We start from the raw sequence: 9,815 nt of genomic DNA on the forward strand, positions 1-9,815 counted from the left end.
GAAATAAAAATGGCTAAAAAAGTGACAGCTGGACAAGAGCAATTAGGAGAATTCGCACCACAATTTGCACAACTTAATGATGATGTGTTATTTGGTGAAGTTTGGTCAAAAGAAAATGAATTATCAGCTCATGATCATTCTATGATTACTATTGCTAGTTTAATCGCAATGGGTAGTACGGAACAATTAGATGCTCATTTAAATATTGGTAAGAAAAATGGTATTACTAAAGAAGAAATTTCAGCAGAAATTACACACTTGGCATTTTATGCTGGTTGGCCAAAAGCTTGGTCAGCGTTTAATCGTGCCAAAGAAGTTTGGGGAGAAGAATAAAATAGTTAGCTCTTTTTTATAGAAGTATGTAGAAAAACATATAATATAACATTAACTAATGGATAGTACTGTTGAGTTACAGTTCAACTACAATAATTTTGAGAAATTAAAAACTGTCCATTTTTTGACGAATTGGGGTGTACCCAAAAAGTTAAAGTTGAATAGCTTGATTTTCTTAGGCGGTAAATTGTCGAAATTCTTTCGGTGTGATTTACCGCCTAATTTTGTTTGTATACGTTGATTATTGTTCAAATAACCTGGGCCTCGTGTTGGAGGCACGAGGCTTTTTTGTTTACAAATAAGATATACCATAGCGATGATAAATCCCCAAATTTTAAGTTGTCACCACCTAGACCAATGTGAGTTGACATAATACGGGATATCTTAACAATTATCGATAATTTCTCAATTTATTTTCAAGATAAGTGTTAAAAATTATAGCCCATTTTATTATAGTAGTAATCTAATTTTTGCTTGATAATTGTTTTGATTTTTATATCATTTGAAAAGAAAATTAACCAGTGATGTAGTATATGTATCCAGGCATATAATCGATAGCAAGTTTTTAGTTTAGTCGCATCATATTGCTGCCACAATTCTTTATCAACATATTGAATACCTTTAATAAAGCCCTCGACTGAAATGTTTTCTGCTTGGACACCTAACTTAAAAGCTGATGCTAAACGGGCTTCTTCATTATTAAAAAAAGGTGTTTCTAATCGATTGATGACTTTTTGAAGAGTGATAAATAAGTCATTAACATTGGTTAAATGGAATTTAGTATGACTTAGTGAGCTTCCTAAAAAATCACTGCCATGAGCAATGGCATGTGCCCAGCCTTTGTCAGTAACAAAACCCCGGTAATCATTTTCTAACTTTAGATACTGAATGCTCCACTTGAACAGTTCCTTTTGTTGGCTGTCAGTAAGAATACTGGTATTATCATCACATTCTAAAATAATTCCTCCTAATAGTGCACTAAAAGATCGAGTAAAGACATAATCATTTTGTGGTTCAAGTATGCCTTTGAATAGTAGGTTATTATTAAAAAAATAATTAATAATTTGTTCTTGTTGAACTAAAGTAAAGGCATTGTTCATAAAACCTTGGGCAAACAATGTGTAAATTAAATTATCTCTAATATATGGATTGATTTTTCCAATATTTTTAAGCATGAAACCAACTTGATTATTTGTAAAATTCAATTTTTGAGCAGGAGTTTTTAGTAATGCTTCTAATTCTTCAATCATAATAAATTCCTTTATACATTATATTAACTAATCTTACCATTTTTAAAAGAAAAGTTTATTTTTTAGTATCATTTGAATCTTCTAAATAAGAAATGATAATGTCCTCTTGTTAGCAAATATATTGTTTAACTACTTATACAAATGTCAATTGGCATAAGCACCAGTAAAATTATAAAACAATTAGAAAAATGTTGATAATAAAAGAAAATGGTGTATCTTTAAAGTTGCAACGTTTATACAGTGTTTAATTGTTAGCTAAGAGAGTGTAAGAAAAAAAGCAGTGCACCAGTATATAAACTACCACGATATTAAATTAACAGAGTTTAGTATCGATATTTATAAAACTATAGGAGCTCAGTTATGTTTCGACCTTTAAGTGATAAATATATAAAAACATCTTTAGGTACATTCAAAGTATCTATTAGAACAGGTGATATTTTACTTGTTTTTTTGAATGGTAATGGGCCATATGATACTGCACAAATTTTTGATCCAATAATTCGAAATTTACCCAATAAAGTTGGTATATTAGCAATTGATTATTTGGATTCTGGCTTAAGTTCCCATTCTTTGAGACCTTTTACTTTACCGGAAGAAGCTAAATTAATTGCTAAGATTATTCAGAGCCAGCAAGCGAAACAAGTAATACTTGTCGTACATAGTTTAGGTGGATTTTATGCATTAGTTATTGCTCGAAATATTCAAAATTTGGTAGGCTTTATTGGCATAGAACCGACTACAAAGGAAATTTTATTAAATCCTCCTGATAATGCTGCGTACAATAAAGATGTTAAAGAAGACGCTGAAATAACAGAAGATGAAATTAATCATCTGATGCATGAACGAATTTATGCATCATTTCCAAAAGATTTAGCAGATAAAATATGGACAGTGGGAACTGATTGTGAAAAAAAGAGTAAAAATTTTACGAAACCTCATGGGTTAGATTTGTCGTTAAATATTTTAAATACAGATATTTTTAGTGGACTGAAGTTAAAAGGGAATATCGTCTCAAGTTTAATTGTCAGAGATTATCGAGTTAAGGAATACGAACTATCTGAGTACTATACTGAAAAGACCACTATAATCACCTTAGGGAATAATCATTATATGCACCTGGAATTTCCAGACCAAATTAATGTCGCAATACAAAATTCATTAAAAAAAATATAGCCACGTTAATAATATACGAAAGCAACAACAAAATCAGCAAAATGATTGATAAAAATAGATAGTCATTGCGCTTTTTTAAATACCTATATTTTGGAGGATAACCAATGTTTACTTATAAAATTGATGAGGAAATTTCTTTAGTGGTACCAAGGCCTAAAATTGATGCTGAATCTATGTTTAAATTGATTGATGCCAGCCGTAATGAACTAGGCACTTGGTTGTCATGGGTAAATGAGGTACAAAATATTGCTGATGAAGAGAAGGCTTTAGTAAGAGATTTAGAAAAATTTGGTAAAGGGACTTCAGTTACGACGATTATCATGTTTCGAGAACAACCTGTAGGTGCAATTAGTCTTAACAGGTTTCATAATCTAAATAATAGTACGGAAATTGGTTATTGGTTAGGGACTAATTTTAATGGACATGGTATTATGCATCGTGCTGTTATTGGTATGTGTGAGTTAGGTTTTAATGATTATCAAGTCAATAAAATTGAAATTCATACGGCCATAGATAACCAACAAAGCAATAACGTTGCAAAAAAGGCTGGTTTTCATTTGGACGGCACTATTCGAGCAAATGAATTATTAGCAGATGGCTATCATGATGGTTATATTTGGACATTGTTAAGAGACGAGTGGCAACCTAAAGTACATTTACAACAATAATGAATTAACGTTTATGTCAATAATTTGAGAATAACAGTCTAATAAGGTAAGGGGGAGAATTTTGAAAATAGTATTTTTACACGGTTTAGGACAAGATAAAAATTCCTGGACTAAAGTTATAAAAAATTTGGATTCGCATATACAATCTATATCAGTGGATTTATTTGCAGATGTCCATGAAAAAACACGTTTATCTTTTTCGTTACTTAATGAATGTTTAACAAAGAGACTAGCATTGTTTAATGAACCATATATTTTATGTGGACTCTCATTGGGTGGTATTTTAGCTTTGTCACAAGCGACGATGAAAAATAAATTTTTACAAGGCATCATTGTTTCTGGCGCCCAATTTGAAAGTCCAAATAAACTATTAATTAATTTACAAAATTTAATGTTTCAATTCATGCCCAATAAAAACTTTAGCAATTTAGGAATCACCAAAAAACAAACCATTGCACTATGTCGATCGCTTAAGAAATTAAATTTAAGAACAGAGATGTCCTATATAAATCTGCCAACGTATGTTATTTGTGGCTCTGAAGATAAAGCTAATTTAAAAGCAGCAGAAGAATTAGCAACTTTGATTTCTGGTGCTGAATTACATATTATTCCAGGACAACATATTTTAAATGAAGAACAACCACTTGCGTTTGCTAAATTGATTAATATGTACCACAAAAAATATTTCAGTAGTCAAGAAAACAGAGGAGACATAGAAAGGGCAGTAATTGTTAACAAGTAGAAACGCCATAAAAGATACTGAATACTTTAAAAATTATTACCAACTAAATAGTTTTTAAATGGAAGTAGAAATAGCTGAGCGTTTAAATAATGGTAATAATTCGAACTTACTAAAAACAATATTAGATGATTAATCAATATGAAAACTGCCTAAAGCATTGATGTCACAATGCTTGAATAACTTTTTATATATTATAGTAGTTGTATAGATTAAAAAGCAGTAGTTGACTTTCTAAGAGAAAGAAAGTTGTGCCTATGAAAGTAAGCAGTGTACACAAGAGCGACACGTCGGTTTTTAAATTGTTTGAGAATACTGTTTACATGTATTACTGAATAATACAACGTATAATTATTTACATAAAATAATTTTTGAATGGAGTTATGTAATATGGATACCAAAAAAATAGCGTTTAAGCTTGCTAGTGTCAGTGATATTAATAAAATTATTAAAATGTATAAAATGGGATTCAAAACGCTTTTTGAAACCTATCAGGATACTAAAACAAATCCATATATGGAGTCAAAAGATGATATATATAGAAAAATAAATCAAAACAACAGTTATTATTTTTTAATCTTACAAGATTTACACGAAATAGGACTTATTAGAGTCATGCTGGATTCAGAAGATACCACACATGCTAAAATTTCACCAATTCTTATTTTACCTGAATTTGAAAATAAGGGATTCGCTCAGATGGCGTTGTTACAAATTGAAGAAAAGTTTTCTAGAGTAAAACAATGGTATATTGACACCATAAAACAAGAAGCCAAATTATTGCATCTATATACTAAGAGTGGGTATATCTTGATAAATCAATCAGAATTGCATATAAAAGAAGGTATGGACTTAGTGTTTTTAACGAAAAGTGTTGTATAAATTAACGGTTTTAGTTTACCTTATTTTTTCGTTGGTCAAAATGGGTAGTTTATTAAATTTAATACCATAAATTATTTCATTTCAAAATGATTCGTTCTATTTGTTTAAGTTAAAGTTGGAGATGAATTGATGAAATCTATTTTTATTTTGATAAGAGGTAATTCTGGTAGTGGTAAGACAGTTTTAGCCAATGAATTGCAGAAATTATTTGGCTATAAAGAATGCCTAGTACTTCATCAGGATAATATTCGTCGTGATATATTGCATGCAAATGATCATATCGGTACACCAGCTGTTGACCTAATACAGACATTAGTCTCTTTTGGTGAAAGTCATTATAAAATTATTATACTAGAAGGGATTTTACGAAAAGATGTCTATGGGGAAATGCTCTTAAAATTGATTAAAAAATTTGATAGTCAAGCTTATGTATATTATTTAGATGAATCTTTTAATAATACTGTTAAGTATAATCAAATGAAAAATGAGCCTTTTTCTACAATAGACTTAAAAAAATGGTGGCGTGGTAATGATTATTTGAATTATAAAGAGCAGCGATTATCAAGGGGCAATACACAAGTTTTTTCAGAGAAAATAATGCTAGATATAGTGCAAAATGACACTATATAAGAACTCATTAATCAATAAAAAGAATGTTCTAAACACTGGTACTATAATTTTTAGAACATTCTTTTATGTTATAATGGTCATACAGGTTAAAGGCGGTGGCTGACTTTCTAGTAGAAAGAGGGTGATGCCTATGAATGCAATTCATGGACACCAAAATCTAACGAAAGGAGGATCAGCCAGAAATGTCTGTTCACGATGCAATGTCCTTAGTGATATTGTTCGCGACTTTCTTGTTAGCGTTGTTGACGTATATCGACAACCACAACAAGAAGTAAGACAAACTAAAAACCGCCTATCACTTTGACGAGTCTGGCGGTTTTAACTTAAATTTAAAATCAGTCACCATTGAAGTAACCTGGGCTCCGTGTTGGTAGCACGGGGCTTTTTGTTTACAAATAAATTATAACATAGTCATGAAAAATCCCCAAATTTTAAGTTGATAACACCTATACCAATATTAGTTGACATAAGATACCATATCGTAAGTTGTTGATTTGACGGGCTTGCCAGTGGTTTGTGCAATCACGTCAATTCACAAACTCATTTTTTAGCTGGCAGCCAATTTCACAAGCAAAAATTTTGCGAAATTTCACAATCTAGACCATTCAGCAAATTTAGGATTGATTCAGATGATATTGTTGCCATTTATTGCGTATGTAACGCCATGACCAACCAAGACAAAAGGCGATGCCACAGAGTAACCACGTTAATAAAATCATGAATAACTTGCCTAATAGTCCTAATATTAACTTAGCAATGCCTAAAATAATCCCAAATATATAGGCGACGAGTTTGGCTGTCCAGCCAAGCAACACCCAAAAGATGGCAAAGAAGATAATTAAAATGAAGTAGGGCATCAGGGGCCTCCTTTCTGTCGGTTCTTAATGACATATGTATCCTAACTCAACGATGAGTCAGGGGTTCTGGCACACAGGTGTTAACAAGCTTATTGTGAGATAAGTTGTCATGCATTAAAGGAGCATTTTTTGCCAGAGCGATCTTTTTAGGCGGCCACATTCCTAGGATTAATATAACATGATTCAGTTTTTATAGTGGATGTTCAGTTTTAATAGCTACGTTGCCAATTAGGCAGTTCTTGATTAATGATTCGCTGCAGATTTGATAGAAAATGGGCATCAGACATGGTGGCTTGAAACGCCATCGCTAGGATACTACCTAAATAATTTACAAAATAGTGGGCGATAGTGGTATCACTGACCGTTAACCGAAAGGTTGCTGCTGCTAAATTGGGAGTGTTGGCGTCAATATCAACCGAAACTTGATTGCAGTGTTGCTGAACGCATAATTGGTAGGTGTTTGCTGGGGTTGTAACGGTTGTCTTTATCATGTAGTTGCCTCCCTAAAAATTTTTCTGTTGGTCAATTGGCTTTGATTAACTAACCAAACTTTCATTTTGACAGGAGAAGTGTGATATAGGCACTGGCCAATGACAAGGGCAGCGAAGCTGTGCTATTTACCCTTGTCATTGGTCATAGTGTTGCTTAGGGCATTAGCCCTTAGCAATCACTGCCTATATTAGGGTTTGGATGGCAAAAAGAAAGGTGTAGTAATCTAAGACGGTTGCGCCGAGCGAAACCGTTTGGCCCCGGTGGGGTTCGGGGGGGACAAGGGAGCCCCGCTTGCGGGGACTGGGGCACGCAGGGAAGGGCGCAGTGCGCCCCGGTAATTTAGATTTCAACCCAACCATTGTCAGTGGTTGGCGTACTGATGAGATATTGGGCATTCATTAAGTCATTCGCAGATAATACGACTTGTTCATTCTGATAGGCTTGTCTTACTTGTTGGTCAAGGTCATTTTCACTATCGACCGTTAGGGCAACGGTACGGGTTAGGGTTTCTTCAAACGTAACGTAAATTTCTTTTTTCATGGTTTCACTTACCTTTCAAAATCGTTTTTAACATGTAGATGAACCGATTGGGTATCATCTGGGGTTAGAATAATCTCGCCGTTGTCGTACATGTGCATAGCTTGTTGACTTAAATCATCAATGTTCATTTCAGGGGTTAATTCAAGGGTCACTTCTTTTTGACGATATTCTTCAAATAAAATACGGACTTTCATTAGTCGTCTCCTTCATTTTTAAAATGATACAATGTGCCGTTTTCTAATACTTCATTAAAGGTTGTATGTGTTTGTTCATTTAACATATGCGCCTTTTTTGCTTGCTCAAATTCATCAGTGGCAACGGATAACGCTTGATACTGACTAGCTGACATAGTACTGGGTTTAACGCCGGTATCAATTAAAACTAAGGCTTGAAAGAATAACCGGGGGCTCTCTTTTTGTAAGCCAATTAACATGTTGTAAATCGTTTCAACCAGTTTCACACTGACGTTTGCCGATACCATTTCTTCATAACCAGTTCCTAAAGCTTTTTTGTAGTGTTCTTTCGGGACTTTGGTTTCTTGATAACCGTAGGTTATATCTGCCATAGCTTGTGCCATTTTAGCAATGGGTAGTTTTGTAAAATCATCATAATAAGTTTTAGTCATGGTTATTCTCCTTGTTCAGCGTATTTAAGCAATGTTTTTAAACTTTCGACATCTTTTTCATAGTCGGCATTACTTAAACGAATGGTTACTTGTTCATGATGTGCTTTTGCTGATTGTAAAGCGGTTATTAAGTTATCAATTTCTGCAGTTGATAAATCAATATCAGCAAAATTATCATTTGCAAAAGGTAGCGGTGTGGGTCGAAAACCACGCCAGGCTAAAAACGTTAATGAAAAATCGGTTAAATTTTGAGACATAGTAAAACTCCTTTAATGTTGACTAGGCGTGCCGAAAATTTTTTCTGCCAGCAACCACCTGTTGTTGCTGGGTTTGTCGTTGTGACGGGAAATTTTTAGCAGATAGCGGGACCAAGCACAAGGGCGGCGTAGCCGTGCTATTTACCCTTGTGCTTGGTCCTAGTTGTCCTTAGTCGCTGGCGACTTAGGACTAACTGCTGTCATGCTATAAATGATGGGCACATAAGGCAGGCCCAGTGACATCAGGTGGTGGCAGGCGTAAGCCTGCTTTGACCCCCGCTTGCGGGGTCTGGGGTATTAATTCAAAAAATTTGAACTAACTTAAATATTTTGATACGCTGGAATTCAAAATCGATAATGAAATTTAATTGGAGGTATTTGGATGAGTAATCTTACAAAGAAAATTAGATATATTAGTGTTTTATCAATTATTGGATTAGGGTTAGGAATATTTTCGTCGCCAGTTATGACAATTAACGCAGATTCTGATTCAAAATCAACTCAAGTGAATACTGAATTTAAAGAGTATTCGACTACATTTTCTAAAAATGATGAAATTTATAATAATTTATCAACGCGTAGACAACAAGTCTATCTAGATGATTTGAATAAGGCAGGACAGCCAGTAGTGTCAACTTATGGCATTAAAAAGACAGCATTAGTTTATGCATTGCGTTATGGTGGTAAAGCTCTAAGTGTAGTTACAGAGTATTTGAATAAAGATACTGCAAAATATTTATCAAAGCATGCTGATTTAATTGCTGATACATTAGAAAGTGTAAGTAGTGGTTTTAGAGGAGCAGTAGTTCAAGCTTTAATTAGCGCAGGTGTTCCCCATAGTGCAGCTTCTACAATAGGATGGGCTATTGAAAAAGTACTATTGTAATATAAAATATTAGACAGTGGAGTAAAGTTATGTTATTTAAAGATGATGACATTTATGATAATTTATCACCAAAAGGCAAGCTTGTTTATTTGAAGGATGGTGACAATAAGAATGCCTGTAATGTTACATCAGCTAAACTCAGTGATGACAATCCTTCAATAACTGAATCAGAAGAGATATATGATTTAGGGCAGACAGCATTAACGCTGACTGGTAGTCGAGATAATAAAAAAAAGATTTTAGATTATATTAATAAACAGAACGGACCGAAATCAATTCCACAAATTATGTATGATTTTCAGCAACTACTGGGAATAAAAATAACTGATAGTGATACAAGGTGGATATTATCGTGTATAATCGCTTATTCTGACGATTATTATCACCAAGTAATAAAAATAATAGGTAGTTAAAAATAAAATTATGAATACGCTCCATGAGGATGAAAATACGCAAATCCTTGTGGAGTGTTTTTTATACTTT

Annotated in this window: 16 protein-coding genes; 9 read left to right on the forward strand and 7 right to left on the reverse strand. The window is 33.3% G+C overall.

The annotated features are described in order from the left end of the window. Window positions 1–9 precede the first annotated feature (9 nt). The gene (locus ACSYSF_RS03315; RefSeq protein WP_489868469.1) at window positions 10–333 is read left to right on the forward strand and encodes a carboxymuconolactone decarboxylase family protein; all 324 of its coding nucleotides are present in this window, start codon (window positions 10–12) and stop codon (window positions 331–333) included. Between the two features lie 428 nt (window positions 334–761). Here ACSYSF_RS03315 and ACSYSF_RS03320 read toward each other — a convergent pair whose 3' ends face one another. Then, window positions 762–1,583, reverse strand: coding sequence for a DUF2785 domain-containing protein (locus ACSYSF_RS03320; RefSeq protein WP_489868470.1), 822 nt, complete (start codon window positions 1,581–1,583; stop codon window positions 762–764). Between the two features lie 360 nt (window positions 1,584–1,943). Between ACSYSF_RS03320 and ACSYSF_RS03325 the strand changes: the two genes are divergently transcribed. The 6 genes from ACSYSF_RS03325 (at window position 1,944) to ACSYSF_RS03350 (ending at window position 5,950) form a co-directional block, all read left to right on the forward strand. Next, the gene (locus tag ACSYSF_RS03325) at window positions 1,944–2,756 is read left to right on the forward strand and encodes an alpha/beta hydrolase (protein ID WP_489868471.1); all 813 of its coding nucleotides are present in this window, start codon (window positions 1,944–1,946) and stop codon (window positions 2,754–2,756) included. A gap of 104 nt (window positions 2,757–2,860) precedes the next feature. Beyond that, on the forward strand, window positions 2,861–3,424 hold the full coding sequence (locus ACSYSF_RS03330; protein ID WP_489868472.1) for a GNAT family N-acetyltransferase: 564 nt from the start codon (window positions 2,861–2,863) through the stop codon (window positions 3,422–3,424). A 61-nt stretch (window positions 3,425–3,485) separates the two neighbouring features. Then, a complete protein-coding gene (locus ACSYSF_RS03335) occupies window positions 3,486–4,166 on the forward strand; it encodes an alpha/beta fold hydrolase (RefSeq protein ID WP_489868473.1) in 681 nt (226 codons plus the stop codon). 387 nt (window positions 4,167–4,553) lie between these two features. Further along, entirely contained in the window at window positions 4,554–5,045 is a 492-nt protein-coding gene (locus ACSYSF_RS03340) for a GNAT family N-acetyltransferase (protein ID WP_489868474.1), read from the forward strand. A gap of 129 nt (window positions 5,046–5,174) precedes the next feature. Next, window positions 5,175–5,675, forward strand: coding sequence for a P-loop NTPase family protein (locus ACSYSF_RS03345; RefSeq protein ID WP_489868475.1), 501 nt, complete (start codon window positions 5,175–5,177; stop codon window positions 5,673–5,675). A 182-nt stretch (window positions 5,676–5,857) separates the two neighbouring features. Further along, the gene (locus tag ACSYSF_RS03350) at window positions 5,858–5,950 is read left to right on the forward strand and encodes a putative holin-like toxin (RefSeq protein WP_219843355.1); all 93 of its coding nucleotides are present in this window, start codon (window positions 5,858–5,860) and stop codon (window positions 5,948–5,950) included. Window positions 5,951–6,289: 339 nt separating this feature from the next. Here ACSYSF_RS03350 and ACSYSF_RS03355 read toward each other — a convergent pair whose 3' ends face one another. The 6 genes from ACSYSF_RS03355 to ACSYSF_RS03380 form a co-directional block, all read right to left on the reverse strand. Further along, window positions 6,290–6,532 carry a hypothetical protein gene (locus ACSYSF_RS03355; RefSeq protein WP_489868476.1) on the reverse strand — a complete coding sequence of 81 codons (243 nt, stop codon included), beginning with the start codon at window positions 6,530–6,532 and terminating at the stop codon, window positions 6,290–6,292. Between the two features lie 209 nt (window positions 6,533–6,741). Further along, the gene (locus tag ACSYSF_RS03360; RefSeq protein WP_489868477.1) at window positions 6,742–7,023 is read right to left on the reverse strand and encodes a hypothetical protein; all 282 of its coding nucleotides are present in this window, start codon (window positions 7,021–7,023) and stop codon (window positions 6,742–6,744) included. 340 nt (window positions 7,024–7,363) lie between these two features. Next, entirely contained in the window at window positions 7,364–7,564 is a 201-nt protein-coding gene (locus tag ACSYSF_RS03365) for a hypothetical protein (protein WP_489868478.1), read from the reverse strand. Between the two features lie 8 nt (window positions 7,565–7,572). Further along, the gene (locus ACSYSF_RS03370) at window positions 7,573–7,758 is read right to left on the reverse strand and encodes a hypothetical protein (protein WP_216814446.1); all 186 of its coding nucleotides are present in this window, start codon (window positions 7,756–7,758) and stop codon (window positions 7,573–7,575) included. Further along, on the reverse strand, window positions 7,758–8,189 hold the full coding sequence (locus tag ACSYSF_RS03375) for a hypothetical protein (RefSeq protein ID WP_489868479.1): 432 nt from the start codon (window positions 8,187–8,189) through the stop codon (window positions 7,758–7,760). The genes ACSYSF_RS03370 and ACSYSF_RS03375 overlap by 1 nt, the downstream gene beginning before the upstream one ends. A gap of 2 nt (window positions 8,190–8,191) precedes the next feature. Then, window positions 8,192–8,446 (reverse strand): hypothetical protein, encoded by a 255-nt coding sequence (locus tag ACSYSF_RS03380; RefSeq protein WP_489868480.1) that lies wholly within the window; start codon window positions 8,444–8,446, stop codon window positions 8,192–8,194. 382 nt (window positions 8,447–8,828) lie between these two features. Here ACSYSF_RS03380 and ACSYSF_RS03385 point away from each other — a divergent pair, with 382 nt between their 5' ends. Beyond that, window positions 8,829–9,332, forward strand: coding sequence for a YqxI family protein (locus ACSYSF_RS03385; protein WP_489868481.1), 504 nt, complete (start codon window positions 8,829–8,831; stop codon window positions 9,330–9,332). A 29-nt stretch (window positions 9,333–9,361) separates the two neighbouring features. Further along, a complete protein-coding gene (locus ACSYSF_RS03390) occupies window positions 9,362–9,745 on the forward strand; it encodes a hypothetical protein (RefSeq protein ID WP_489868482.1) in 384 nt (127 codons plus the stop codon). The last annotated feature ends 70 nt before the right edge of the window (window positions 9,746–9,815 follow it).

This window comes from Weissella sp. ESL1139 (genome assembly GCF_058506735.1).

What these genes read in the sequence shown, in the direction of transcription:
- ACSYSF_RS03330 (WP_489868472.1), top strand. Translation starts at nt 2,861, where the DNA reads ATGTTTACTTATAAAATTGATGAGGAAATTTCTTTAGTGGTACCAAGG.
- ACSYSF_RS03385 (WP_489868481.1), top strand. Translation starts at nt 8,829, where the DNA reads ATGAGTAATCTTACAAAGAAAATTAGATATATTAGTGTTTTATCAATT.
- ACSYSF_RS03355 (WP_489868476.1), bottom strand. Translation starts at nt 6,532, where the DNA reads ATGCCCTACTTCATTTTAATTATCTTCTTTGCCATCTTTTGGGTGTTG.
- ACSYSF_RS03325 (WP_489868471.1), top strand. Translation starts at nt 1,944, where the DNA reads ATGTTTCGACCTTTAAGTGATAAATATATAAAAACATCTTTAGGTACA.
- ACSYSF_RS03320 (WP_489868470.1), bottom strand. Translation starts at nt 1,583, where the DNA reads ATGATTGAAGAATTAGAAGCATTACTAAAAACTCCTGCTCAAAAATTG.
- ACSYSF_RS03375 (WP_489868479.1), bottom strand. Translation starts at nt 8,189, where the DNA reads ATGACTAAAACTTATTATGATGATTTTACAAAACTACCCATTGCTAAA.
- ACSYSF_RS03340 (WP_489868474.1), top strand. Translation starts at nt 4,554, where the DNA reads ATGGATACCAAAAAAATAGCGTTTAAGCTTGCTAGTGTCAGTGATATT.
- ACSYSF_RS03370 (WP_216814446.1), bottom strand. Translation starts at nt 7,758, where the DNA reads ATGAAAGTCCGTATTTTATTTGAAGAATATCGTCAAAAAGAAGTGACC.
- ACSYSF_RS03390 (WP_489868482.1), top strand. Translation starts at nt 9,362, where the DNA reads ATGTTATTTAAAGATGATGACATTTATGATAATTTATCACCAAAAGGC.
- ACSYSF_RS03315 (WP_489868469.1), top strand. Translation starts at nt 10, where the DNA reads ATGGCTAAAAAAGTGACAGCTGGACAAGAGCAATTAGGAGAATTCGCA.
- ACSYSF_RS03350 (WP_219843355.1), top strand. Translation starts at nt 5,858, where the DNA reads ATGTCTGTTCACGATGCAATGTCCTTAGTGATATTGTTCGCGACTTTC.
- ACSYSF_RS03365 (WP_489868478.1), bottom strand. Translation starts at nt 7,564, where the DNA reads ATGAAAAAAGAAATTTACGTTACGTTTGAAGAAACCCTAACCCGTACC.
- ACSYSF_RS03380 (WP_489868480.1), bottom strand. Translation starts at nt 8,446, where the DNA reads ATGTCTCAAAATTTAACCGATTTTTCATTAACGTTTTTAGCCTGGCGT.
- ACSYSF_RS03345 (WP_489868475.1), top strand. Translation starts at nt 5,175, where the DNA reads ATGAAATCTATTTTTATTTTGATAAGAGGTAATTCTGGTAGTGGTAAG.
- ACSYSF_RS03360 (WP_489868477.1), bottom strand. Translation starts at nt 7,023, where the DNA reads ATGATAAAGACAACCGTTACAACCCCAGCAAACACCTACCAATTATGC.